This is a genomic window from Bacillus paramycoides (genome assembly GCF_038971285.1).
GTDB lineage: Bacteria > Bacillota > Bacilli > Bacillales > Bacillaceae_G > Bacillus_A.
The window spans coordinates 2,410,393-2,436,612 of record NZ_CP152427.1; the positions used below are offsets into that span (position 1 = coordinate 2,410,393).

Here is a 26,220-nt window from a genome sequence, read left to right on the forward strand (position 1 = left end):
ATATTACGTATTCGGATTTTTACTAAATAATAGGGCATCATTCTAATTAGAATAATGCCCTGTTATTTTTAGTATAATCTATTGAAGTACTTTTTCAATTTTAGGCATTACAGCAATTGGTGGTAAAGATTTGGTCCATGCAGCAGCATAAACATTTAACTGTTCACCTATAGTGTAATTTTCACCATCTGAAATAGGAACCCTTAAAATCTTATTTTGATTTACTAACTCCCACCAATCATTTTGGTAAGCGAGAGCTTCATCTTTTGTAGATGTAGAAGCTACCACTAAATAATTGTTATCTACTGAAATGACATATCCAGTAAAAGGATCTTGTTCTTGCTTTTGAATAGAATGAATAGGTGCAGTGCTTACAGACGCCTTATTAGAATCTGCAAATGCCGGTGTTAATCCGAAAGTAAATCCACATCCTAATGTTAAAGCTGTTACGGTTGTTACTAATTTTTGTTTTTTTGTAAACATAATACATATCCCCCTTAATATTTTATCCCTACACTTGCCATTTTCTAGTTCTATCATATAAAACCTTTTAATATTAAGATGTTTAACAGTTCTGTCACATACAATTCATAAATGTTAAAATTATCTATTAATGGAAGTAGATTTGTGTTATAATTCACTAGGTGAAATATTATTATTACATTCATCCCTTGATGAATGTATACCCTTCCTTAATTGTAAATATGCTTGATTTTATTGGTGAAGAGGGAGGAAATCCCTCTTCTTTTTTTGTTCCTTCTAAAGTTCGAAGGTGCCTTGAGCAGTAAAATTTGATTTTTTTAAAACAGTTGAATTACACGCGTTCACTTTATTTAGAAGTGAGAGTGGGGGAGTTCAAAGAAAGATGGGGAAATAAAGCCCTGTCTCTTGATAAAAACTTATAGAAATAAAAATAAGATAGTTACTGTTGGACAGATAGTAAATCACGATTAATATACTAGGTCTTACGAGCACGATAAAAAATATATAACTTCATAAAAAGAACTCCTATGTTACTTAGGAGTTCTTTTTGGATGAAGTCAACAAATTTATAGAATGTTGAACATTAGTTTGTTTTTTCAACAATAGGAGAAATAGCCTTCGCAGGAACACCAGCAAGTAAAATAGGGCTAAACTCAAAAGATGCAGCATAAACGTTCACCGTATCACCGATTACAATATCTTGTAATACTTCGGTTGAAGTTTCAACTTCATAAGTTATGTTGTTACTTGAAAGTAAGATTGAATTATCGGATTTTTCTGTAACATTTCCTGTAATTTTTTTGTATTGATTCTCTAAAATATTTTGTTCATTTCCTTTTTGAATAATTGCGTTTCTTGCCTCGAAAGGTAAGTCCATTAGAAGAATAGGGGCCATTTCAAATGCTTGAGCATAAACATTTACTGTATCACCTATCTGAATGTTTGGTAATACTTTTGGATTAACATGGGCACGAATGGTTTGATTTTCACTTGAAATTTCTAAGCTATCTTCGGATTTTTTTGTCACTGTACCAGAACGTTTTTTTAGTTGTGCTAAGAGTTTTTGTTCTTTATCTTTACTCATTACATGGTTTTCTTGTTGTTTGTTAGATTCTTCGTTTATTTTAGAAATAGAACTTACATCAGTGTAAAATACAGTTTGTCCATAGATTTTTTGATAATACGAGTGTCAATTAAAAAAGAATTACATTTTTGTAAGATAACCATGTTAATAATATAGTAAGTAACTATTATATAAGGTGAATATTTACTCATTATAATAACTATAAGGATGATTGAACTACCCCCACTTTCACTTCGTTTAGAAGTGGAGGATTCCTAAGTAAAGAGTTCTATCGAACTCTAATTGATTAGGCTAACCCCGCAGTCCTTGCGGTTAGAAGTCTTATTGCTTCATTCTTTAGATTGATACTTGCGTTAATATCCCTATCATGGTGTGTACGACAAGAAGGACAGTCCCATTTACGTAGGTTTAGATTTTTAACGTCTTTGTTTTGATATCCACAACAGGAACATAATTGGCTGGAAGCAAATGTTTTCGATACGACAATGACTTGTTTGCCATACCATTTTGCTTTATATTCCCACATGGTTCGTAACTGTGACCAAGATACTTCACTAATTGCTTTTGCTAACTTACGATTTTTTAACATATTCGATACTTGCAAATCCTCTATACCGATAACATCGTGGCTTTTGATGATTTCAGTTGAGATTTTGTCTAAGTAATCTTTTCTAGCATTTGATATGTATTCATGAATTCTAGCTACCTTTACTCGTTGTTTATTCCAACGAGAAGATTCTTTCATTCTTCTAGAAAGAACACGCTGTGCTTTCGCCAACTTATCTTCTAATGATCGGAAAAACTTCGGATTTTCATAGGGGGTTCCATCTGACAAAATGGCGAAATCTTTTAGTCCTACATCTATCCCAATGTAAGAATGTGTTTTCGGAAGTTCTTGTACTTCTGTTTCAACTAATAGTGACACAAAATATCTACCAGAAGGGTTCCGTCTAACTGTAGCATTTACAATACGTCCCGTTATTTCACGACTTTTGGCAAATCGAACAAGACCTAGTTTCGGCAACTTTATCCTGTTTCCTACAACAGCAATGTTTTCATTTGTTTGTTTTGTAATATAAGATTGTACGTTATTCTTCTTGGATTTGAAACGCGGAGCACTATTTTGTTTTTTGCAAAATCGTGTATACGCATCCGCAAGGTTGCGAACAGACGACTGAATCGCAATACTATCCACTTCTTTGAGCCAAACAAACTCTTTCTTCATGGCAGGAAGTTTGGCAGAGCATGTACCATATGTTAAACCTTTTCCAGTTTCTTTATATGCGTGATCCCATAGGGATAGGAAATGATTGAATACAAAGCGAGAACAACCTATCGTTTTATTAATTAGAATTGCTTGTGCTTGATTTGGATAGATACGAAACTTAAAGGCTTTATTAATTATCATTTGATTCACCTCCATTTCAGTATATGACTATTATCCACCAAACGTATATTCGGTGGATATTGAAGTAACACTTTCTGTATGTCGAACAATTAAGATGGTTTCCTGCCATCTCTTGTTCGAAGCCAATTCATCTCCCACCTACTCACTTCGCGTTCCTTGAGGAAGGAGTCCTCTTGGCTAAAATGATAAAGAAAGGTAATAATTAATTGTCCATATAAATGACATTCAAGTTGTCCTTAATTGATGTACACCCCAAATGTTAGACACCAACAACAATTGGGGTATACTTTTTTATGGTTAAATTTTCACGAGAGGAAAAAGTAATGGTAGTAAGAAGGTATTTAGATGGAAATGATGGAGCGAAGAGACGTGCAAAATCTATAAAGGTTCATCCAAGTGTAATTCAGCAGTTAGGTAGTTCAAAACGGTTTATTTCGCAAAATACATATTGATTGGTGCCGTTATTCATTTGACTCTTAGTAATACCCTGATATAAACACTAGTCCAAAAAAGTCTGCAATCTATTATTAGTAATTCATGAAGATAATATAATAAAAAATATTTCTTAATTTTAATATTTAAAACTTATGTATACGTGTTACAATGAAGTCCTCCAATTTATTTTATTCTCCTATTTAGAATTTATGGTTTAGTATCCGATAAAATAAAAGTAGCTGTAGTAAATAGATAAATGAATAAATAAAGCGAAGCGATCAGAGTGGTTAAAAGGATAAGGCTGTTAAGTATAGTTATTCAAAGAATAAATTCACTTAGTTAAGTTAAAGGGAATTTAGTATGGTAAGGATTTCATCTAATGTGAATCGTTCTAAATTAAACCTTTGATTCAATCAAAGCCAAAAATCATCTTTTATAATGAAGTCTATGTTTCTACAGTTAATGTAGAATAATTTGTAGTTTTAACATTGCTTACTATAAAAAAATTATATAGTTGAAAGGGGGATAGATACAACTTCAATTGTAAAAAATAAATCGCTATATGAGAAGATACGCGTAAAGGGATGTAACGGTAATTTCATTTCGAATAATACCATAAATCAATGTAGAAAAAATAAAGGAGCAAACAATTAAATAAACTATATCAGTTGTAAGAATGAAAGGAAGAAGTAGAAAATGTTTAATATAAAAGAAAGATTGGAACAAATGAAGCTTAAAACAAAGTTGTCTATAGCTTTTATTGCAATATTAATTATACCTAGTCTAATCGTGGGAATAACATCTTATGATGAGTCGAAAACAGATCTTAATGATACAATTCTACAAACTGCGAAAGATAATGTGAGTATTTTAAATAAGATAGTTGATGATGAATTAGAAAATAAACATGTAGATGTAACTCATTTTGCAAAGATACTTACACAAGGTGATTATAATGCTGACCAATTGCAAAATGTACAAGGTAAATTTGATCAATATATACAGATACATCCAGAGATAGAAACAATTTATACTACATCTAGTAATAATCAATTTATTCATGCACCTGTTGGAAAAATACCAGAAGGATTTAATCCGTTAGAAAGTAGTTGGTATAAGGATGCAGTAAAAGCTAATGGAGAGATTATTGTTTCGTCTCCCTATAAATCAAAGGCTACAGGAAATATGGTAATAGCAATTGCAAAGCAAAATGCTGATAAAAGTGGTGTCATTGGTGTGGACTTGAATATTGATGATATCTTAAAAACTTCTAAAATGATAAAAATAGGAAAACAAGGCTTTGTATCTATAGTAAGTCAAGATAAGACTATAGTTGTTCATCCTACACTTAAGCCAGGTGAGAAGTTAGAGAAATCATTAGCAGATGAACTATACAAGAAAGAAGATGGAGTAATTACTTATAGCCTTAATGGTGAGGATCGAAACATAAGCTTTAAAACAAACAAAAAAACAGGTTGGAAAATAGCTGGTGTAATGCCTACGAAAGAAATTGAAGAAGCTACCAATCCTATTTTTTATAAAACGCTCACTATAATAGGGGCTTCATTGTTGTTAGGTGGAATTGTAATTTTCTTCATTCTTAAATCTATTATTAATCCACTAAAACAATTAGTTATTTCAGCTCAAAAAATTAGTCAGGGAGATTTAACTGAGAAAATAGATATTCGTTCAAAGGATGAACTTGGTCAATTAGGTGGTAGTTTCAATACAATGGCAGAGTCGTTACGTAATATAATTTCTCAAATTAACACATCTGCAGGACATGTGGCTGCTTCATCTGAGGAACTAACCGCTAGCGTAGAGCAAGCCAGTGTTGCGACAGAACAAATTACAAAAGAAATGGAAGAAATATCGAATAGTGCAGAAGTTCAAAATAATGAAGTTGCGTCTGGAGCGAAAATAATTGGTGAGGTCACGCGTAATATTCAATGCGTAGCTGATAATGCTTCTGAAGTATCGGCTTCATCCTTATACACAAAACAAAAAGCCAATGAGGGTGAACAATTAGTAAAACAAACTGTAACGCAAATGCAGTCAATCTATCATTCTGTTTCTCAATCCGATAATGTAATTAAATTATTAGATAAGAAATCGCAGCAAATCGGAAGTATATTAGAAGCAATTCAAAATATTGCAGAACAAACAAATTTATTAGCATTGAATGCAGCGATTGAGGCGGCTAGAGCAGGAGAACAAGGGCGTGGATTTGCAATTGTTGCCGATGAAGTCAGGAAGTTAGCAGAGGAATCATCCGAATCTTCAATGGAAATTGGAAGTTTAATTACTGAAATACAAGCAGATGTACATGAGACTGTAAAAGCTATGAATGAAGTAGGAGTTGAAGTGCAATCGGGAATTCAGGTTGCAAATGATACAAAACAAAGTTTTTATGAAATTTCAAAATCTGCAAATGATATCGTGTCAAAAGTACATGGTATGGTGGAATTATCAAATAAAATGACAAATGATGCAATGAAAGTCGATACATCAATTAATCAAATATCTATGGCTGTGAAAGAGAATTCTTCAAGTATGCAAACGATTGCCGGTTCATCTGAAGAACAACATGCTTCTATGGAAGAGATAAATTCTTCAGCAATACAATTAGCACAGATGGCCGAAGAACTTCAAGAATTAATTGGTGGATTTAAGATATAAGTTCAGATTCTAGGATAGAATCCTAGATAGTGTGTTTAAGGATAGAAGTTAAAAATCTTTTAACGATAAAAGGAGCAATTTAATTTGCTCCTTTTTCACTTGAATTCTACATGGAATTTTGTATCAATGATTCCAAAAGCAACTTTACATGGGAACGGATTTCTCCCTGTTGAAGCAGCACACATACATGAAAGTACCCAATATTCCAATTCTAAAGGTAAGCGGAATGCTTGGATACTACCATCATTGTTTTTTACTGTTACGATCGGTGTATTTACTCTAGTTGTAGCGAAACCATCTGTCGTTATCATCGCTACTGCATCATTATTATGAAAACCAGCGCTTAAAACCTCGTAAGTTATTCCATCTTTCTCATTGATGATCATAGGTATATTTAAATAGGGATAGTTATTTATATCATTATGAGTAATTGTTCTCACTGTATTCTTTCTTATCTGATTCCCTTGCATTTTATATTCTCCTTTATAATACTCCAAAGATAATTACCTAAATCTATTCTATTTTACGTTTATTATATTCGAAAATTGTATTGTCATCTTATTATAGAAAGCATCAGTACATATGATAGAGCTATGTAATGGATCTATATCGATAACGGTCATATAATTAGTGAGTAAATAACCGTCTTCATAATATGTAATTAATATCTCTTCTTCAGATAGCAACGAACATAGTAACATGTTCTCAATCAGTTCTTTCTCTTCAGAGGTTAAAATAGGACGTGCTACTTTATTTTTCTCTTTGATCATTTCACGTATACCGACGAATTGTTCTGGCATTGCTGCAAATGGCGTCCATTTTATCATTCCCCTGCCTTTTGGCATATTAGCGTTGTTCATGTTTTGTGGCCCCCTAACAGTGTGTTTCTGTATCTTGCTGTTGCATTATTTGTATAGGAAATTCCTCTTAATATGCTATTTTTTCCAAACCTTGTGCGTATTTCATCCATTACTTTCGTTAGCTTTATTTCTTTTTCTCGTTGCATAATGTTATCAAAAAGGGAAATTTGTTCTTCTCCTTCACAAATTAGTTTTGTTAGAGAAATAGTAATACTTCTAATTGGTTCACCAGTATATTGTTGTTGTTGTAGAAAATATATACAAACTTGATAAATGTCCATGGTTAAGTTAGTCGGACAGCTTAAGGTATGTGTTTTGCTAAAGCTACCCGAATAATTTTTACTATATCCAACAGAAAAATGAACGGTTTGAGCAAGTTTGTTTTGTTGTCTTAATCGATAGCAAACTTCTTCGGTATGTTCCAGTAGGATAATTGGAAATTCTTCTATTGTATAATTACGCATTAAAATTTGGCTTTTCCTATAGAAGTTGTAACCGGAACATATTTTTCTGAAATCCGACTAAAATCAATCCCATTACTATGTAAGTGTAAGTCTTCGCCAATCAAGCCGAAGCTTTGTTTTAAATATTTAAGAGGATAGTTAGCTAAATCTCCAATTGAATGTATTCCTTTTTGATTTAATTTTGTTTCTGTTCTATGCGAAATCCCCCAAAACTTACTAAGCGGCCGTATGTTCCATAATTTTGTAGGTACATCTTCGTATTTCCAATAAGCGATTCCGTCTTTCTTTTTCTTTGCTTCAATATCTAAGGCCACCTTACTTATCAATAGGTTAGGAGCAATTACGATTGTGCATTCAATTCGTGTATGTTCATATATTTCACGTTTAAACTGCAATGCAAATTCAATTGGATTTCGGGCAAATAGATGGATGCTATCAGTAATATCCATAAAAAATTCATCGATGCTGTATTGATGAAAGTCTTCAATAGGGACATATTGTAGAGCTAACTTCGTTATGTAATTAGAGTATTTAATATAAGTTCCCATAATTGGATTCACAATAAGGATGTCTTTTTTGCGAGGAATCTCGTATAGCCTTGCCATCTTCTTTACACCTATTGCTTTTAGTGGTGGAGTTGCGGCTAAGACAATGGAGCCATTCCGATTCACAGCACCGACTACAGCTAATTTTGTATGAAGTGGATCTAATTCCATTTTGATGCAACTAACAGAAGCATAAAAGCTTTGAAGATCAACACATAAAATGATTCTATTCGGTAAAATTGAATAGTCATACACTATAACTCCTCCTAACTAAAATAAGAACGTTTGTTCTTGTGTATTCTAATTATACACGAATGTACGTTCTTTTATGAAGCGATTTTTGAAAAAATATTTAATTATATGTATTAGAAATACATACAACGACAGAGAGCAGTAACAGCCTAATATTATTGAAATTTCTAGGATATAAACTGTATTATTTACATTGGGTAGTACAGGAAGAAAATAATGGGAGTATGTAAGGCATATTATTCTTTCAAAAAGTTACAGTGATTTATTGTAAAGGAGGTTGCGATTACGAGTTTATGTGAAAATATAATTTTAAATAATAGATTTAAGGAGGATATTTTATAGATGGAACAGGTTATACAAGAGTTTTTTTCTTCAAGTAAAAACTATAAGGTTCAAATTATTAGAAGAAAAGACGGGCTATATACAACGGAAGCTTATAGATGGATGGAGGATTGTGGTTATGCATTTTGGAGTTATATATCACAAGGATTTACGTTGATAGATAGTGAGGAACATGCACGAAAGATTGCTATGGAGCAACTAAAGGAATGTTCAAGAGATGAGTTTTAATAATACGCTATTTTATCTGTAAATGTATAAGGGAGTATTATGTTTTTTGAAAATATAGAAATAAATTTTAATTAATCTTATTTATTTTATAAGAATTATAAGGTATATTAAAAGTAGGTGCAAAAATGCACTATTTGAAAAAGAGTGCAAGTCAAAAAGGAATCCGTAAAGGATTCCTTTTTTGTTTTTAGAAAATGATAAATTTGATAAAAAAGTAACAGAATAATAAGGAATTTGTTGATAAAGACTCTATTTTATCACATAATTTTACATATTTGGTATGATATATATGAGTGCTATATATATTAAGGGAGGAATGGGAATGAAGAGGTTCATAACTCATGCAAATGGTAATAAGATCTTTAAAAATTTAGTTTTAATGGTGTTGCCAATGGTTCTAATGATAATGATGATAACCCCATCGAATGGGGCATTGGCAGCCGACCAATCAAATGCAAGTTCACTAAAAGGTGTGAGTCTATTTAATGGAAGCTGGACTGTTGCTATACAAGCTGCAAATTTACAATATGTTTCTGCTGAGCCATCGGGCAATGTAGTAGCAAATCGTAGTGCAGTTAATGAATGGGAGAAATTCGAATTAATTCCGACTGGGGAATTATATACGTTTGCTTTAAAAGCGAAAAGTAATGGAAAATACGTTTCGTTTGAGCCAAATGGTAGAGTAGTAGCAGATCGTACATCAATTGGGGCATGGGAAAAATTTATCTTATATAATGGTGGAGACAATAGGATATATGTATTACAAGCGTTAAGTAATGGTAGATTTATATCAGCAAATGGTGGTAGAGAATTAACTGCTAATAGATATGTAGCTGGAAGTTGGGAAAGATTTGTTATTGTGTATTTCTAAATCTTGAAGTGTTTTATATATAAATAATAATGACTGGTTTAGTTCATATGTATGCTAAATAAAGAGTTAAGTACTTAATACAAGTGTATATTAAGGTGTAAAAAGGACTTCAAGTAATTGTCAGTCCTTCTTGTATGTTAAATAAGTAATTACTGAGGATGTAATGAGAAGAAAAAGAACCCTATTGGGTTCTTTTTCAAGGCATATTAACAGTAAGGAGAATCATGAAATGCTACTTCAAATCTTTATTAGGGGAAAGATTTTGAAAAAGCTTAACATACATCTATTTTTACATAAATGTAAGATATAGTAAATTGATAATCTTTATACTTACTATTACTAATATTCAATTAAGATAGTTAACACTATGTATATAGCGTTAACTGATGTTTAGTGTAGTATACATTTAGAAATCTAGTATTAGATTACAATTGTCAAAAAAGCTAATAGATTTATCGTTTCAAATTCTAACTAACATTTAAACGATTTTAATTGAAATGGGGTGTGTATTAACTCTTATAAGCCGAAAGTAAATAAAGACCCTGTAAAAAATACAGGGCCGGATACAGGGTTAAGGGAACGCATAGTTTCTTAAAAACATAATAGCATATATATTTTGTGTAGCTATATGAGGATTTTGACAAAATTAAGAACAAGACAGAAAATCTTTAAATAGGGGGTTAGGTTATTAAGGTAATTGAATCTTCCTGAAAAAGAAAAATGTTTTTTTAGACTACCAAAAGAAAAGACACCTTTCGGGTGTCTTTTCTTTTGGTATACAGGTTACATATTGCTGAATTAGATACGAAACCATAATTCAACTATGAAATAAATAACTTAAGAAATTTTAACATAATTTGGACTTAAAAAATATGTAATAGTGCATTTTTAGTTTTCAATTGCTTTATTGGTATAGAAAAGCAGTATAAATAAAAGGGCATGCAGTCGTATCTGCCGCCCTTTTTAGGAGGAATTCAAGACACCAATAGAACACGTATTGGTAAAAAGGCTCAAAAATAGTATATGTAAAAAGAAAAAGTCCTATACCAAAAGTGGACTGAGCTGTATCTTTTTTACTTATTTAAAAATCAAGTACCGTTCTTTTCAAAATCAGTACAGCAAACATATGGTTTGGAATGGAATCAGAAAAAGTATACATGAAAATGGCAGACAACAATTTTGTCGCCTGCCAGTGCCAATGGACTGAATGAGTTAGTCAATTACTATAAATTTACTATCCCATTACCAGAAGAGTGAAGCCGCTAGTTCAAACGGCTTAACCCTAGTTTGCCTAATAAAGAGAAAATTATGAGAGGGAATTTTGTTTGCACTATATGAAAAGATAATTAGATATTCATTAGACAAGGATAATACAGCATACCTTGAATAGGGTGTAGGAACGAATTAAGGAAAAGAATGTGATTAAGGAAGGGACTGAATCAGGAGTGGGAATTTCGGACAGGATTTTGGGAGCCGTAGTTGCCTTGGGCATTGCGACTAATATTGTTGCTTGTATAATGGCAGTATACATTCAAAAATATGTGCAATGATAAACTACCTTACAAATATTTTATTTTTAATAATTATAGCGATCGTATATTAAGATGAAAATTAACAAGTGGGTGGCGTTAGGATTTACGTTAGTTGTAATGGACAAAGGTATATTACATAGGAGTATATCTATATATAGGAGCACCACATTAAAATAGGAGAAATAGATGATTTATTCTACAGACCTGAATTTATTCAGAATTATGCTGATGAGCAAATAGATATAGTTTTATCAGGACACGCTCATGGTGGACATTTTAGGTTACCATTTATTAATAAATTAGTGGCTCCAAATCAAGGTGTTTAACCTAAATATACAGCTGGATTATATGAAAAACAAAATACGCATATGATAGTGAGTAGAGGATTAGGCAATAGTATCATTCCATAAAGGATTTTTAATAGGCCGGAACTTGTAATCGTACAGCTAAATTGAACTGTACGATTTTTTGTATAAAAAAATAAATAGACAATATGCATTTTATACAAGTTAACATTACAATTTTGTTAAAAATTTTCTACGTTACATAAAGTAACAAAATTTGACCCGAAGAGTTTGTTATAGTGTAAATAATCAAAAAACTTAAAAATTAGTCGAGTGAAAAATGTGATAAGTAACTCATGTAAAAAAACTTAAAGGGGTGTACACATGCATAAAGAATATGAAATTGAAGAATATACGGCGATTGAGGAACAAATACATTATTATTGTAAATGTTTATTAGTAAGTCATCCTGATCAAATAATTAAGTATTTAGAAAAAAGGTTAGAAAAATACGCAGAAACATTACAATATGCCCATTTATATCCTGATACAGTTATATTACCGTTACAGCAGTTAGTTATCGAATATTCTTTAGATGTTGCTAGAATTAGGAAATATATGAATTTAAAAACGTAAAATAAAATATATAATTTAAATGAAACAGAGTCGACTTTAGGAAATGAAATTCTAATGTCGACTCTGTTTCATTGTTTAATATTGTTGATTGAAAATAAATACTAATCAATGAAGTTTGACATATACTTACGCAAGAGTAAAATAAAAGTGAGTACTCACTCATTTTTAAAAAGGGGGAAGAAAACGTGCAGCAACCTGCAATTATTTTACGAACCGTGTCAAAAAGTTTTGCGAAAAAAGAAGTGTTACACAATCTTTCATTGCAAGTTGAAAAAGCTGAGATATTTGGTTTAGTTGGGCCTTCTGGTTCAGGGAAAACGACACTTATTAAATTGATTGCTGGTATTAATGAGCCGACTAAAGGTGAAGTGTTTGTTTACAACACGAACATGCCTAATTTAAATGAAATGAAAAGAATTGGTTATATGGCTCAGGCGGATGCATTATACGAAGAATTATCAGCATATGAAAATGCAGATTTTATGGCAACAATGTATGGATTAAAGGGAAAGCATAAAAAAGAAAGAATTGAAGAGGTTTTTGATCTTGTTCAATTATCACAACAGATGAAAAAGCAAGTACAGCACTTTTCAGGCGGGATGAAGAAGCGTTTATCATTAGCGATAGCCCTCCTTCATGAACCTGAAATATTAATTTTAGATGAGCCAACAGTTGGGATAGATCCTATCCTTAGAAAAACGATTTGGGAAAAATTTTATAATTTGAAAGAGAAAGGCACAACGATAATTGTAACGACACACATAATGGACGAAGCTGAATATTGTGAACGCCTAGGGTTAATTAGAGAAGGAAAGCTAGTAGCGACTGGAACACCTGAAGAATTGAAAAAGCGGGTATCTTCAGGACGCATTGAAGATGTCTTTTTGTTGGAAGAGGTGGCCCTATCATGAGAGTTACCGGTGTAATCATTCGTATTATTCGCCAATTTTTTCGAGATAAGCGTTCGTTAGCGATGATGTTTGGAGCACCTATGTTATTACTTTGGTTATTATCGCTAGTGTTTACACAAAAAGATTATGTACCACATATCGCTGTTGTTGATATGCCCGCTCAGGTAGTAAAAATGATGAAAAATCAGGAAGCGTCAATTTATAAATATAGTAAAGAAAAGGCAATGTCTGAACTGGAAAATCAAAAGTTAGATGCAGTAATTCGATTAGAAAATGGAAAAATGAATATTGTATTAGAAGGTAGTGATTCGTCAAAAAATCGTGCTGTGCTCCAAATATTACAAAAGAGTACAGAGAAAAACGATGTATCAATTATGAAAACTGAAGTCAATTATTTACATGGCTCTAAAGACTTTACAATGTTTGATGGGCTTGGTCCTGTATTAATCGGTTTCTTTACATTTTTCTTTGTATTTATTTTATCAGGGGTGTCTTTCGTAAGAGAACGTTTAAGTGGTACTTTAGAAAGGTTATTATCGACTCCAATTAAAAGATGGGAAATAGTTGTAGGATATATTATTGGTTTTGGAATCTTCGCCTTTATACAATCCATTATTATCGTAAGTTTTTCCGTTTATATTTTAGATTTATACGTTGCGGGCTCCATATGGCTAACGTTACTTATTACATGTATGCTTTCTTTAACGGCATTAACTTTAGGGACGTTTTTATCAGCATACGCAAATAATGAATTTCAAATGATTCAGTTTATACCGCTTGTCATTGTGCCACAAATATTCTTTTCTGGTTTGTTTCCAATTGAATCGATGAATAAGTGGCTCCAAATGTTAGGGAAATTATTTCCGCTCACATACGGCGCTGACGCAATGAGACAAGTGATGATTCGAAATCAAGGATTTACAGAGATTGCATTAGATTTAACTGTTTTACTATTTTTCTCAGTATTATTTGCAATAGGAAATGTATTTGCATTAAAGAAACATCGAAAAATATAATGATGATACAAAGGGGCATTATAAATGAAGAAGGATTGGCTAGAAGAATTAATTTCCGCAACAAATACGGATAAACGAAATGAACGTCAAATGCGTATATTAGAGGCGGCTGTTGATATGTTTGGTGAAAAAGGATATGCATCAACTTCAACAAATGAAATTGCAAAGCGTGCTGGTGTAGCGGAAGGAACAATATTCCGCTACTATAAAACGAAAAAAGATTTATTGTTAGCAGTCGTCATGCCAACATTAACAAAGTTTGCTGCACCATTTTTCATACAAGCCTTTGCAAAGGAAGTATTTAAGTCGGAATATAAATCATATGAAGCGTTTCTAAGAGTTGTTATTCATAATAGATTTGAATTTGCAAAAAAGCATTTTCCAATGATAAAAATATTAATTCAAGAAGTGCCATTTCAGCCAGAACTAAAAAATGAAATACAACATTTAGTAGAAACAGAGTTATTTTCACATTTTAAAAAGTTGATTGTAAAGTTTCAAGAAGACGGGGAAATTATTGAAATGCCGCCATCTTCTGTATTAAGACTTACTTTATCAGCTGTATTAGGTTTATTATTAACAAGATTTTTATTATTGCCAGAAGAAAAATGGAATGATGAAGTGGAAATTGAAAATACGATTCAATTTATGTTGTATGGATTAACGCCACGAAATTAATCGTCGAAGTATGAATTATATATGTTACATTTAAGCAAAATAATAAATCGCCTTTAAAAAGGCGATTTATATTTGTTATATTTTTGATAAATAAGTACTTGTTTACGAAAAACATTCTAGATTAACGTACTTCTTTGTCTCTTCTTCTAAGACCTAATAATCCTGCTAGTCCTAATAAACCAAGCCAAGCCCAATTATTATTTCTATCACGATTATCATTTAAATCATTTGTCGTATTTACATTTCGAGTTCTCACATCATTATTAACTCTGTCTAAGTTATTGTCATTAACTCGAGTTGAAATATCAGTGTTATTAACTCTATTCATATGATTTCCATCGTATTCAGCTTGGGCAGATGTGCCTAAAAACATAATAGATAGTGCTAAAACACTTAAAATAGATGATAATTTTTTCTTCATAAATTCCCCCTCCTTTCTTACGTATTAAATTCTCCAACTCTTTTGTGCATTATTCATATGACAGTATCAAACCATATTTATAAAGTGAACATCTTTACGTCGTAGAGTTAAATAACTGTTAAAATGTCATTGGAAATGTTCATTAAAATATAAATAAAACAAACTTTGATTATGATACTAAACTTAGTACAATTTATATAGTACGGACTAGTACAAAGGAGGTAATGAAATGCGACAATTTGCAAAACCAACAATTGTTGTAAGTAAATGTTTAGAATTTGATGCTTGTCGTTATAATGGAGAGATGATTCCAGATGTAACAATACGAAATTTGCAGCCATTTGTTACATTTATACCTGTTTGTCCAGAAGTCGAGATTGGATTGGGCACTCCTCGTGAAACGATACGAATTGTAGAAGAAAATGGTGTGAATAAGCTTGTGCAGCCGTCGACGCGGGAAGATGTAACTAAAAAAATGGAGCAATTTTCAAATGACTTTTTACAAACGATACCTGATGTGGATGGTTTTATTTTAAAGAATCGTTCGCCAAGTTGTGGTACCCGTGATGTGAAAATTTATTCTGGTTTTGAAAAAGCGCCAGCAAAAGGAAAGGGATCAGGCTTATTTGGCGGAGCAGTAATAAAAAATTTTTCACATCTTCCAATTGAAGAAGAAGGTAGATTGTCGAATTTTATTATTAGAGAACATTTCTTTACAAGGTTATTTACAATCGCATATTACAAAATGATCAAACATAATAAAAATATGAAAGATCTTGTATCGTTTCAGTCTGATAATAAATATTTATTTATGGCATATAATCAGGTAAAACAAAAGGAATTGGGACGAATAATTGCAAATCACAAAAATGAAAAGATTGAAGTGGTATTTGAAAATTATGAGAAAACTTTATATGAATTATTTATGCGCACACCCCGCTATACATCGAATGTAAATGTATGTGAGCACATTTTTGGATATTTTAAAACAAAATTGAAAAAACAAGAAAAAGATCATTTTTTAGATCTGATACAAAAATATAAAGAAAAGAAAAGCCCACTTAGTAGTATACTTGCAATTTTAAAATCATGGGCTCTTCGATTTGATGAAAAGTATTTATTACGACAAACATATTTCGAACCATACCCTGAAGCTTTAGTAGAGATTTCAGATTCGGGTAAAGGTAGAGATTATTAAACAACAAATTACATATTTCGACAAGAAAACTCCTATGTTGTTGTAGAACAATGTAGGAATTTTTTTGTGCATTAGTACAGAATCTGTTTTAAAATTAGATTATGACAGAATTATAACAATTATCTAACTAATATTCTTGTCTTTTAATCCGTAGTGTTTGTAGTAGAAACTCGCACGCTGTCGAAACTCAATATTCGATAAGGGGTGTGTAGCGGAATGGAATTTACTCTAACTCGCGAAAAACAAATGATTAAAGAAATGGTACGTGACTTTGCTGAAAAGGAAATCGCACCAAAAGCTGTGTATTATGACAAAACTGCGGAATTTCCATATGAAACATTTCAAAAAATGGGCGAACTAGGATTATTAGGCATCCCATTCCCTGAAGAGTATGGAGGTTCAGGTGGCGATACTGTATCGTACGCGTTAGCAGTTGAAGAAATTGGTCGTGCTTGTGGTGGAACAGGATTAAGTTACGCTGCAACAATTTCATTAGGTGCTTCTCCAATTTATTATTTCGGTACAGAAGAACAGAAAAAGAAATATTTAGTTCCAATGGCATCAGGTAAAACGTTAGGTGCTTTCGGATTAACTGAGCCGAACGCAGGATCTGATGCAGGTGGTACACAAACGAAAGCGGTATTAGATGGAGACGAGTATGTTATTAGTGGTGAAAAATGTTGGATTACAAATGCAGAGTATGCAAATACAATTATTGTAACCGCTGTCAACGGTGTTGAAGACAATGGTAGAAAACGTATTTCGGCATTTATTGTACCGACTACAAGTGAAGGATTAACAATCTCAAGTCCTTACGATAAAATGGGTGTTCGTGCTTCTAATACATGTGAAATCGTACTTGATGGTGTACGTGTACCGAAAGAAAATATTCTTGGTGATATAAATAAAGGATTTAAACAATTCTTATATACACTTGATGGAGGACGTATTTCAATCGCAGCATTAGCTGTTGGTATTGCGCAATCTGCATTTGAACGTGCACTGCAATATGCGAAAGAACGTCAACAATTCGGAAAATCAATCTCTAATTTTCAAGCAATTCAATTTAAATTAGCTGATATGGCGACTGAAGTAGAGCTAGCTCGTAATTTAGTACATAAAGCAGCTTGGCTAAAAGATAATGATAAACCTTTCGGTAAAGAAGCGGCTATGGCAAAACTTTTCGCATCGGAAGCAGCAAGCCGTATTGCAAATCAAGCAGTACAAATTCACGGTGGATACGGTTATATGCGTGAATATGAAGTGGAACGACATATTCGTGATGCGAAACTATTAGAAATTGGTGAAGGAACTTCTGAAATTCAACGTCTCGTAATTGCTAGACATTTAGGATGTAGATAAAAGGGAGGAATCACTATGTTTCAAAAAATATTAATTGCTAATCGCGGGGAAATCGCAGTTCGTATTATGAAAACTTGTCAAAAACTTGGCATTCGCACTGTTGCTATTTATTCTGAGGCAGATGAAAATGCCCTACATGTAAAAATGGCAAATGAAGCTTACTTAGTAGGTGGGCCGCGTGTCCAAGAAAGCTATTTAAACCTTGAAAAAATTATTGAGATAGCTAAGAAGACAAATGCTGAAGCAATCCACCCGGGATATGGATTATTATCTGAGAATCCATCTTTTCCGGTTCGCTGTAAAGAAGAAGGAATCGTATTTATCGGACCGTCAGAAGAAATCATTACGAAGATGGGAAGTAAAATCGAATCACGTATTGCAATGCAAGCTGCAGATGTCCCAGTAGTTCCAGGTATTACTACAAATATTGAAACTGCTGAAGAAGCAATTGAAATTGCAAAACAGATTGGTTATCCATTAATGTTGAAGGCATCCGCAGGCGGCGGAGGCATTGGAATGCAGTTGATGGAAACTGAGCAAACGCTCACCAAAGCATTTGAAAGTAACAAAACAAGAGCGCAAAACTTCTTCGGTAACGGAGAAATGTATTTAGAACGCTATATAGCAGATGCACACCATATTGAAATTCAGCTTTTAGCAGATACACATGGTAATACAGTGTATTTATGGGAGCGTGAATGTTCAGTACAACGCCGAAATCAGAAAGTAATTGAAGAAGCACCTTCACCATTTTTAGATGAAGGTACACGAAAAGCGATGGGTGAAGTTGCTGTACAAGCTGCCAAAGCTCTAGGATATACAAATGCTGGTACAGTTGAGTTTCTAGTTGATGATCAGAAAAACTTCTATTTCTTAGAGATGAATACGAGATTACAAGTAGAGCATCCAGTTACAGAAGAAATTACTGGTTTAGATCTTGTAGAACAACAACTTCTAATTGCATATGGTGAGAAATTATCGTTTACACAAGATGATGTAAAACGTAGTGGTCATGCCATTGAGGCACGTATTTATGCAGAAGATCCGAAGACTTTCTTCCCATCACCTGGGAAAATTACAGATTTAACACTTCCAACAAATGTACGTATTGATCACTTTTTAGAGAATCAAGTAACGATTACACCTTTCTATGATCCAATGATTGCGAAAGTCATTGCTCATGGTGAAACTCGTGAAGAAGCAATTTTGAAATTACATGATGCTTTAGAAGAATTAAAGGTAGAAGGCATTAAAACGAACACGCCAATGTTAATTCAAGTTTTAGAAGATGATGTGTTCAAAAGCGGTATTTATACAACAGGTTTTGTAACAAAACAACTTGTTAAAAAATAAGATTTAACAATATTAAGGGGGAAAAAATGATGACGAAAGTATATGCATCGATGGCAGGAAATGTATGGAAAATTGTTGTAGGAGTAGGAGATACAGTAGAGGAAGAGCAGGATGTCGTCATTTTGGAATCTATGAAAATGGAAATTCCAATCGTTTCAGAAGAAGCTGGCACAGTTATGAAAATTAATGTGCAAGAAGGCGATTTTGTAAATGAAGGAGATGTATTACTAGAAATTGAATAGGGAGATATAGGGGGAAGCGGATTGAAACTACCTAATTTTGCTGTCATTAAAGAAGTCGGGCCACGTGATGGCTTACAAAATGAAAAAAAGATTGTTGGCACAAAAGATAAAGTAAAATGGATTCAACTACTTACAGAGTCGGGATTATCGTACGTTGAAGTTTCCTCATTCGTTCACCCTAAATGGGTCCCTGCATTAGCAGATGCAAATGATGTGTTTTCTGAGCTGAAAAGGGATCCAAATGTTACATATGCAGCGCTTGTTCCAAATCAAAATGGTTTGGAACGAGCTTTTTTGCAAAATGTAGATGAGGTGAATGTTTTTTTATCAGCAAGTGAATCTCATAATAAAAGTAATATTAATAAATCAATTAAAGAAGCATTAGCTGTAATTGAAGATATAACAAAACAGGCATTATTCGAAGGGAAAAAGGTAAGGGGCTATGTTTCTACTGTATTTGGCTGTCCTTATGAAGGAGATATAAGCGTCGTAGCAGTTGACGAATTATGTAATCAACTATTTTCATATGGCATTTATGAAGTATCTCTTGGTGACACGATCGGTGTAGCGAATCCGTTACAAGTAGAGAAAGTATTAGAACATTTATTAAAGAAATATGATGCTTCGCAGTTTGCAATGCACTTCCATAATACGTATGGAATGGCTCTGGCGAATGTAGTTAAGTCATTGGAATATGGTATTACAACATTTGATAGTTCTTGTGGTGGTCTTGGGGGATGCCCATATGCACCAGGAGCATCAGGCAATGTTGCAACTGATGACTTAGTTCATATGCTCCATAAGTTAGGGGTCCAAACGAATATTGATGAAGAGAAGTTATTGAGAGCGAGTCAATTTATTCAAAGTAAATTAAATATCCAATTACCGAGTCATGTGTATAGAGCGCTTCAACATAAAACGATAAGTAGGTGAGAAGATGCTACAATTACAAAACATTTCAGTTGATTATGTAACACCTCACGTTGTAAAGATTTCATTATATCGTGAAAGACAAGCAAACTCATTATCTTTAGCGTTATTAGAAGAGTTACAAAACATATTAACTCAAATAAATGAAGAGTCAAATACTCGTGTAGTTATTCTAACAGGTGCTGGTGAAAAAGCATTTTGTGCCGGAGCTGATTTAAAAGAACGTGCTGGCATGAATGAAGAACAAGTTCGTCATGCTGTTAGTATGATTCGTTCTACTATGGAAATGGTTGAACAATTACCACAGCCAGTTATTGCTGCTATAAATGGAATCGCACTTGGTGGTGGTACGGAATTAAGTTTAGCTTGTGATTTTAGAATTGCTTCAGACACTGCAAGTCTTGGTCTTACTGAAACGACTCTTGCAATTATACCAGGAGCAGGCGGTACGCAGCGTTTACCAAGATTAATCGGTGTTGGTAGAGCGAAAGAATTAATTTATACAGGCAGACGCATTTCGGCGCAAGAAGCGAAAGAATATGGCCTAGTAGAATTCGTTGTACCGGCTCATTTACTTGAAGAGAAAGCAATTGAAATGGCAGAGAGAATTGCTAGTAATGGTCCAATTGCTGTTCGATTAGCAAAAGAAGCAATTTCAAACGGTATTCAAGTTGATTTACATACCGGATTACAAATGGAAAAACAAGCGTATGAAGGTGTAATCCATACGAAAGATAGATTAGAAGGATTACAAGCATTCAAGGAAAAACGCACACCAATGTATAAGGGGGAGTAAATATGTTAGACCAAAAACAACAATCGAATACATTTGAAGAACGAGTTGAAACGATTAAACAAGGCGGCGCACCAAAATATCATGAACAAAACAAAGCAAAAGGAAAACTATTCGTTCGAGATCGCTTAGCTCTTTTATTTGATAATGGTGAATATGTAGAAGATGCATTATTTGCAAATTGTGAACAAACAGGATTACCTGCTGATGGTGTTGTAACAGCAACAGGTAAAATACATGGTCGTACGGCATGCGTAATGGCAAATGATTCAACAGTAAAGGCTGGATCATGGGGCGCACGTACAGTTGAAAAGATTTTGCGTATTCAAGAAACGGCAGAAAAATTACGTGTTCCATTATTTTATTTAGTTGACTCTGCTGGAGCGCGTATTACTGATCAAGTTGAAATGTTCCCTGGGCGCCGCGGTGCAGGAAGAATCTTCTATAATCAAGTGAAATTATCAGGTAAAGTTCCTCAAGTATGTTTATTATTTGGTCCTTCGGCCGCTGGTGGCGCATATATTCCAGCTTTTTGTGACGTTGTAATGATGGTAGAAGGAAATGCATCTATGTATTTAGGATCTCCTCGTATGGCTGAAATGGTTATCGGGGAGAAGGTAACGTTAGAAGAGATGGGCGGAGCTCGTATGCATTGCTCAGTATCAGGATGCGGAGATGTTTTATGTAAAACAGAAGAAGATGCAATTACACAAGCAAGACAATACATTTCATATTTTCCAAATAACTACTTAGAAAAGACTCCATTGGTTACACCTCAAGAACCGAAACAATTCGATAAAACGTTAGAACAAATCATTCCAGAAAATCAAAATGCTCCTTTCAATATGAAAGATCTCATTAATAGAGTTATTGATGAAGGTTCTTTCTATGAAGTGAAAAAATTATTTGCTCAAGAACTCATTACAGGTTTAGCACGTATTGATGGTAAGCCAGTTGGTATTATCGCAAATCAACCGCGTATGAAAGGCGGCGTATTATTCCACGATTCAGCTGATAAAGCAGCGAAGTTTATTAATTTATGCGATGCATATCATATTCCATTATTATTCCTTGCAGATGTACCTGGATTTATGATTGGTACAAAAGTAGAGCGTGCTGGTATTATTCGCCACGGTGCAAAAATGATTTCTGCAATGAGTGAAGCAACTGTACCAAAAATCTCTATCGTTGTTCGTAAAGCATATGGTGCTGGTTTATATGCGATGGCGGGTCCAGCCTTTGAACCAGATTGCTGCTTAGCGTTACCAACAGCTTCTATTGCGGTAATGGGTCCAGAAGCCGCGGTCAATGCTGTATATGCAAATAAGATTGCAGCTTTACCAGAAGAAGAGCGTGATAGCTTCATTGCTGAAAAACGCGAAGAGTATAAGCAAGATATTGATATTTACCATTTAGCATCAGAGATGGTCATTGATGGTATTGTTCATCCAAACAATTTAAGAGAAGAGTTAAAAGGACGATTCGAAATGTATATGAGTAAATATCAAGTATTTACGGATCGTAAACATCCTGTTTATCCAGTTTAAAAGCCCTAATTAGGGCTTTCTTGCTCAAATAGTCAAGGAGGGGAAAACATTGAAACAAGCAGTTTGGTTTCCAACAGAAGAGTATAAAGAAAAAACGCGTTTATATGGTTGGATGAAATCATTGGGCTATGAAGATTATGAAACGTTTTATAATAAATCTATTGAAGAAACAGCTTGGTTTTGGGGAGAAGCTGAGAAAGCGGTTGGCTATCAGTGGATGAAACCTTATACAGAAGTGCTAGATTTAGAAAATGGTACGCCGTTTGCACAGTGGTATAATGGCGGAACATGTAACGTTGTAGAATCAGTTTTATCACGCTGGCTTGCAGATGATGAAACAAGAACACAACCAGCACTTCAGTATGAGGGGGAAAATGGAACTTCAAAATCATTTACATATGAAGAACTTGACAGCTGGGTAAGTCGTGTTGCAAACGGTTTGAAACATGCGGGTATTGAAAAAGGTGACCGTGTAACAATTTATATGCCGATGATTCCAGAAACAGTTGTTGCAATGCTAGCTGTTATGAAAATCGGAGCAATTATTTCACCAATATTCTCAGGTTTTGCGTCTGATGCAGTCATGACACGTGTGCAAGCGGCAGGATCTAAAATGATCATTACTGCAGATGGTTTTTCACGCCGAGGTAAAGTTGTTTCATTAAAAGACGAAGTAGATAAGGCTTGTGAACATTGTCCAACTGTTGAAAAAGTTGTTATCGTGCGTCATGCAGGAAATGATTTTACACCGCATAATTATGATTTCTCATGGAGTACGTTAGAAAAAGAAAAGCCATTTGTACATGCTGAAGAAATGCATAGTGATGATCCATTAATGCTCATTTATACATCAGGTACAACTGGGAAACCGAAAGGAACAGTACATACACATGCTGGTTTTCCTTTGAAAGCTGCATTTGATGCAGGATTTGGAATGAATATCAAACAAGGTGACCGCGTATTATGGGTAACTGATATGGGCTGGATGATGGGACCATTTCTACTATTCGGCTCTCTCATTAATGGAGCAACGATGGTTATGTACGAAGGTGTACCTGACTTCCCAGAGGCAGATCGTTTATGGGAAACAGTTGATAAATATGAAATTACACATCTTGGTATATCACCAACATTAATTCGTGCGTTAATGGCAAAAGGTGATGAGTATGTAAATAAACATTCGCTTAAGAGTTTAGAAGTATTCGCCTCAACAGGCGAGCCTTGGAATCCGGACCCTTGGATGTGGCTATTTGAAACAGTTGGAAAAAGCAATGTACCAATTTGTAATTATTCAGGCGGAACTGAAATTTCTGGTGGGATTTTCGGAAACGTCCTTATTAAACCAATTGCACCGATTAGTTTTAATGCATCTTTACCAGGAATGGCAGCGGTTGTGCTCGATGATCAAGGTAATCCAATTCGTGATGAAGTTGGAGAATTATGTTTAGAGAAACCGTGGGTTGGTATGACGAAGAGCTTCTGGGAAGACGATGAGCGTTATGTGAACACATATTGGTCACGTTTTGAAAATAAATGGGTTCATGGTGACTGGGTGATTTATGATGGTGAGCAATATATTATTACAGGACGCTCAGATGATACGTTAAACATTGCTGGAAAACGCATTGGACCTGCTGAATATGAATCAATTCTTGTAAAGCATAATGATGTCATAGAAGCTGCCGCGATTGGTGTACCTGATGAAGTAAAAGGTGAAGTTTGTCATTGTTTTGTAGTATTAAGGGACAATGTAACATTCACAGTAGAGTTAAAGAAAGAATTAATGAGTTTAGTAAACTCTCATATCGGAAAAGCATTATGTCCAAAAGATATTCACGTTGTAGAAGATTTACCGAAAACACGTAATTCTAAAGTCATGCGACGTGTCATTAAAGCTGCTTACTTAGGAAAAGAATTAGGTGATTTATCATCACTTGTAAATCCTGAAGTAGTTCCGTTTATTCAAGGATTACAGTCTAGCAAACTATAAAACTAGGAATGAGCTCTATTTAATTAGAGCTCATTTTAAATGTTTATAAATAAAGAAGAGAGAAGAAGTAAATTTAAAGAAAAAAATTATATTATTAGTATTTAGTATGTATGTTTTATAGTTTTTATCAAAATACGATACTGTGGCATGCCTATTCAATGGAAAGAAACTAATTTACAACAACAAGGTGATGACAAAACATGACTGCTTATATGTTTGTTTATATTTTTATGTGTTAATATACAAAAAGCTGACTATATTCAGTCAGCTTTTTGTATATTACATTCTAGTATTTATTGGTTCCAAAAGACATTTTCTTTCCTTTAAGTTGACATTAAAAATGTTACCAATTCTTTCTTTTACAATGACAACAAATAAAGAAACATTTACAACGACACTTATTTTGTTTAGAACTCCAATCATCATTACAATGATGCTTTTCTTTAGATTTCCACCAATTATCATCACAATGATGCTTTTCTTTAGATTTCCACCAATCATCATCACAATGATGCTTTTCTTTAGATTTCCACCAATCATCATCACAATAATGCTTTTCTTTAGATTTCCACCAATCATCATCACGATGATGTTTTTCTCTAGATTTCCACCAATCATCACAAGAATACTTTTTCTTAGAACTCCAGCAATCATTTTTCCAGGACATTCTTTTATACCTCCCTCCAATAGGATTCATATTATTCTATGTTTTAATAAAAAAGTGGCTTGTTTATTAACCTATTATTTTACCTTTATATGATAGAGTGCTTTCTACTGGATATAGAATTCATTCAAACTATGCTAATTTTTAAGAGATAGTGGAGAGAACTACTAGTTAAGATATTAACCAATAAACACTTGTTGAAGAAAACGTACTGATTATAAATAATATCTTATTTTGGAGTACGCTTTACTGAATGTATACTTCACAATTGGAAAGGAAAAACATACTATATTACTGCAAACGCAGTCTAAGTATATGTGAAGTAATAGGAAAAGCTGGTGCCTCTTTAAGGCGGAGGCAAAAAAAGATTTGTTTAAGAAAGTGGTGTCTAAACATTAAATTCAGCAGGATTAAATCCAAGTCATCTCATTAAACAAGCCTTTAATTATTAGAAGTCTGTTTTAATAATTAATAATGAAATGAATATATAGTACAATTGTTTGTTTTTTTCTTTCTATGCTTTTGCCTCGTACACTTTGAAGCTAGTGGACATACTATATTAATAGAAATGATTAGGGGGTGAGATTTTGGGATATCGTTATAGTAATTCTAGAAAGAAGTGTTCATGTAAACAGGATGATTGTTGGGACGTTTTTGAAGAGTGTAAAAAAGAACATGAAGAGAAAAATAAGGCGTGTGACTGTTGCTGTGTACAAGGAATTAGAGATGAGCTGAGAAAGTTAGTAAACAGATCAGTGCGCATTACAACAGGAAGTAATAATTATGCAGGAACTGTTTCTTCAGTCACTTGTGATGTTGTAAAGCTTGCTAATAGTGCTGGGGTAGTTACAGTAATTATTTCAGTTTGTAAAATTGAAGCGATTGAACCATTGTTAACATAGGAAACATAGCATAATTGGGCTATGTTTTTTGTAAAGCCATTCTTATGAATGGCTTTATTTTAATTTCGTATAAAAGGAGAATATATTCTATATATAGAAATAAGTTTGAG

24 protein-coding genes and 3 pseudogenes are annotated in these 26,220 nt (G+C 33.4%); 19 read left to right on the plus strand and 8 right to left on the minus strand.

Annotated features, from left to right (window positions below; genetic code table 11):
- Nucleotides 1-78: 78 nt before the first annotated feature.
- The 3 genes from AAG068_RS12450 to tnpB all read right to left on the minus strand — a co-directional run bounded on the left by AAG068_RS12450 (nucleotide 79) and on the right by tnpB (nucleotide 2,975).
- Nucleotides 79-483: a DUF3221 domain-containing protein gene (locus tag AAG068_RS12450; protein WP_342719497.1), complete on the minus strand. Its 405-nt coding sequence runs from the start codon at nucleotides 481-483 to the stop codon at nucleotides 79-81.
- Between the two features lie 583 nt (nucleotides 484-1,066).
- On the minus strand, nucleotides 1,067-1,567 hold the full coding sequence (locus AAG068_RS12455) for an OB-fold domain-containing protein (RefSeq protein WP_342719498.1): 501 nt from the start codon (nucleotides 1,565-1,567) through the stop codon (nucleotides 1,067-1,069).
- A gap of 286 nt (nucleotides 1,568-1,853) precedes the next feature.
- Nucleotides 1,854-2,975 (minus strand): IS200/IS605 family element RNA-guided endonuclease TnpB, encoded by a 1,122-nt coding sequence (tnpB, locus tag AAG068_RS12460; protein WP_342719499.1) that lies wholly within the window; start codon nucleotides 2,973-2,975, stop codon nucleotides 1,854-1,856.
- A gap of 293 nt (nucleotides 2,976-3,268) precedes the next feature.
- On the opposite strand from tnpB, the gene AAG068_RS12465 reads away from it, so the two are divergent.
- A complete protein-coding gene (locus AAG068_RS12465) occupies nucleotides 3,269-3,427 on the plus strand; it encodes a hypothetical protein (RefSeq protein ID WP_342719836.1) in 159 nt (52 codons plus the stop codon).
- A 679-nt stretch (nucleotides 3,428-4,106) separates the two neighbouring features.
- The gene (locus AAG068_RS12470; protein ID WP_342719500.1) at nucleotides 4,107-6,089 is read left to right on the plus strand and encodes a methyl-accepting chemotaxis protein; all 1,983 of its coding nucleotides are present in this window, start codon (nucleotides 4,107-4,109) and stop codon (nucleotides 6,087-6,089) included.
- A gap of 95 nt (nucleotides 6,090-6,184) precedes the next feature.
- Here the strand turns inward: AAG068_RS12470 and AAG068_RS12475 are convergent, their stop codons facing one another.
- From AAG068_RS12475 to AAG068_RS12485, 3 genes and pseudogenes are all read right to left on the minus strand, one after another.
- Nucleotides 6,185-6,559 (minus strand): hypothetical protein, encoded by a 375-nt coding sequence (locus AAG068_RS12475; RefSeq protein WP_342719501.1) that lies wholly within the window; start codon nucleotides 6,557-6,559, stop codon nucleotides 6,185-6,187.
- Nucleotides 6,560-6,607: 48 nt separating this feature from the next.
- Nucleotides 6,608-6,949: a YolD-like family protein gene (locus AAG068_RS12480; protein WP_342719502.1), complete on the minus strand. Its 342-nt coding sequence runs from the start codon at nucleotides 6,947-6,949 to the stop codon at nucleotides 6,608-6,610.
- A pseudogene (locus AAG068_RS12485) lies at nucleotides 6,946-8,213 on the minus strand (Y-family DNA polymerase). The gene AAG068_RS12480 and the pseudogene AAG068_RS12485 overlap by 4 nt, the downstream one beginning before the upstream one ends.
- 339 nt (nucleotides 8,214-8,552) lie before the next feature.
- Here AAG068_RS12485 and AAG068_RS12490 point away from each other — a divergent pair.
- The 8 genes and pseudogenes from AAG068_RS12490 to AAG068_RS12525 all read left to right on the plus strand — a co-directional run bounded on the left by AAG068_RS12490 (nucleotide 8,553) and on the right by AAG068_RS12525 (nucleotide 14,708).
- The gene (locus tag AAG068_RS12490) at nucleotides 8,553-8,780 is read left to right on the plus strand and encodes a hypothetical protein (protein ID WP_342719503.1); all 228 of its coding nucleotides are present in this window, start codon (nucleotides 8,553-8,555) and stop codon (nucleotides 8,778-8,780) included.
- 322 nt (nucleotides 8,781-9,102) lie between these two features.
- The gene (locus tag AAG068_RS12495) at nucleotides 9,103-9,651 is read left to right on the plus strand and encodes a fascin domain-containing protein (protein WP_342719504.1); all 549 of its coding nucleotides are present in this window, start codon (nucleotides 9,103-9,105) and stop codon (nucleotides 9,649-9,651) included.
- A 1,445-nt stretch (nucleotides 9,652-11,096) separates the two neighbouring features.
- Nucleotides 11,097-11,315: pseudogene (locus tag AAG068_RS12500) on the plus strand (hypothetical protein); the annotation flags it as partial.
- A gap of 59 nt (nucleotides 11,316-11,374) precedes the next feature.
- Nucleotides 11,375-11,593: pseudogene (locus AAG068_RS12505) on the plus strand (metallophosphoesterase); the annotation flags it as partial.
- Between the two features lie 258 nt (nucleotides 11,594-11,851).
- A complete protein-coding gene (locus tag AAG068_RS12510) occupies nucleotides 11,852-12,103 on the plus strand; it encodes a hypothetical protein (protein ID WP_000548621.1) in 252 nt (83 codons plus the stop codon).
- A 185-nt stretch (nucleotides 12,104-12,288) separates the two neighbouring features.
- The gene (locus tag AAG068_RS12515) at nucleotides 12,289-13,014 is read left to right on the plus strand and encodes an ABC transporter ATP-binding protein (RefSeq protein ID WP_342719508.1); all 726 of its coding nucleotides are present in this window, start codon (nucleotides 12,289-12,291) and stop codon (nucleotides 13,012-13,014) included.
- Complete coding sequence (locus AAG068_RS12520; protein WP_342719509.1) at nucleotides 13,011-14,030, plus strand: ABC transporter permease; 1,020 nt, start codon at nucleotides 13,011-13,013, stop codon at nucleotides 14,028-14,030. The genes AAG068_RS12515 and AAG068_RS12520 overlap by 4 nt, the downstream gene beginning before the upstream one ends.
- Before the next feature lie 24 nt (nucleotides 14,031-14,054).
- The gene (locus tag AAG068_RS12525; protein WP_342719510.1) at nucleotides 14,055-14,708 is read left to right on the plus strand and encodes a TetR/AcrR family transcriptional regulator; all 654 of its coding nucleotides are present in this window, start codon (nucleotides 14,055-14,057) and stop codon (nucleotides 14,706-14,708) included.
- Between the two features lie 121 nt (nucleotides 14,709-14,829).
- On the opposite strand, the gene AAG068_RS12530 is transcribed toward AAG068_RS12525, so the two are convergent.
- On the minus strand, nucleotides 14,830-15,129 hold the full coding sequence (locus AAG068_RS12530) for a WGxxGxxG family protein (RefSeq protein ID WP_000728148.1): 300 nt from the start codon (nucleotides 15,127-15,129) through the stop codon (nucleotides 14,830-14,832).
- 229 nt (nucleotides 15,130-15,358) lie between these two features.
- On the opposite strand from AAG068_RS12530, the gene AAG068_RS12535 reads away from it, so the two are divergent.
- The 8 genes from AAG068_RS12535 to AAG068_RS12570 all read left to right on the plus strand — a co-directional run bounded on the left by AAG068_RS12535 (nucleotide 15,359) and on the right by AAG068_RS12570 (nucleotide 24,544).
- Nucleotides 15,359-16,327, plus strand: a complete 969-nt coding sequence (locus AAG068_RS12535) for a YbgA family protein (protein WP_001994347.1) — start codon at nucleotides 15,359-15,361, stop codon at nucleotides 16,325-16,327.
- A gap of 216 nt (nucleotides 16,328-16,543) precedes the next feature.
- Complete coding sequence (locus tag AAG068_RS12540) at nucleotides 16,544-17,689, plus strand: acyl-CoA dehydrogenase (RefSeq protein WP_342719511.1); 1,146 nt, start codon at nucleotides 16,544-16,546, stop codon at nucleotides 17,687-17,689.
- 15 nt (nucleotides 17,690-17,704) lie between these two features.
- Nucleotides 17,705-19,042 carry an acetyl-CoA carboxylase biotin carboxylase subunit gene (locus tag AAG068_RS12545; protein WP_071756904.1) on the plus strand — a complete coding sequence of 446 codons (1,338 nt, stop codon included), beginning with the start codon at nucleotides 17,705-17,707 and terminating at the stop codon, nucleotides 19,040-19,042.
- Between the two features lie 26 nt (nucleotides 19,043-19,068).
- On the plus strand, nucleotides 19,069-19,284 hold the full coding sequence (locus AAG068_RS12550; RefSeq protein ID WP_001985297.1) for an acetyl-CoA carboxylase biotin carboxyl carrier protein subunit: 216 nt from the start codon (nucleotides 19,069-19,071) through the stop codon (nucleotides 19,282-19,284).
- Nucleotides 19,285-19,305: 21 nt separating this feature from the next.
- On the plus strand, nucleotides 19,306-20,217 hold the full coding sequence (gene mvaB / locus AAG068_RS12555) for a hydroxymethylglutaryl-CoA lyase (RefSeq protein ID WP_138321981.1): 912 nt from the start codon (nucleotides 19,306-19,308) through the stop codon (nucleotides 20,215-20,217).
- Nucleotides 20,218-20,221: 4 nt separating this feature from the next.
- Nucleotides 20,222-21,010 (plus strand): enoyl-CoA hydratase, encoded by a 789-nt coding sequence (locus AAG068_RS12560; protein WP_342719512.1) that lies wholly within the window; start codon nucleotides 20,222-20,224, stop codon nucleotides 21,008-21,010.
- A gap of 2 nt (nucleotides 21,011-21,012) precedes the next feature.
- The gene (locus AAG068_RS12565) at nucleotides 21,013-22,554 is read left to right on the plus strand and encodes an acyl-CoA carboxylase subunit beta (protein ID WP_342719513.1); all 1,542 of its coding nucleotides are present in this window, start codon (nucleotides 21,013-21,015) and stop codon (nucleotides 22,552-22,554) included.
- Nucleotides 22,555-22,603: 49 nt separating this feature from the next.
- Nucleotides 22,604-24,544, plus strand: coding sequence for an AMP-binding protein (locus AAG068_RS12570; RefSeq protein ID WP_342719514.1), 1,941 nt, complete (start codon nucleotides 22,604-22,606; stop codon nucleotides 24,542-24,544).
- 279 nt (nucleotides 24,545-24,823) lie between these two features.
- Here the strand turns inward: AAG068_RS12570 and AAG068_RS12575 are convergent, their stop codons facing one another.
- Nucleotides 24,824-25,231 carry a hypothetical protein gene (locus AAG068_RS12575; protein ID WP_342719515.1) on the minus strand — a complete coding sequence of 136 codons (408 nt, stop codon included), beginning with the start codon at nucleotides 25,229-25,231 and terminating at the stop codon, nucleotides 24,824-24,826.
- Nucleotides 25,232-25,795: 564 nt separating this feature from the next.
- Between AAG068_RS12575 and exsK the strand changes: the two genes are divergently transcribed.
- Entirely contained in the window at nucleotides 25,796-26,110 is a 315-nt protein-coding gene (exsK, locus tag AAG068_RS12580; protein ID WP_342719516.1) for an exosporium protein ExsK, read from the plus strand.
- Nucleotides 26,111-26,220 lie beyond the last annotated feature (110 nt).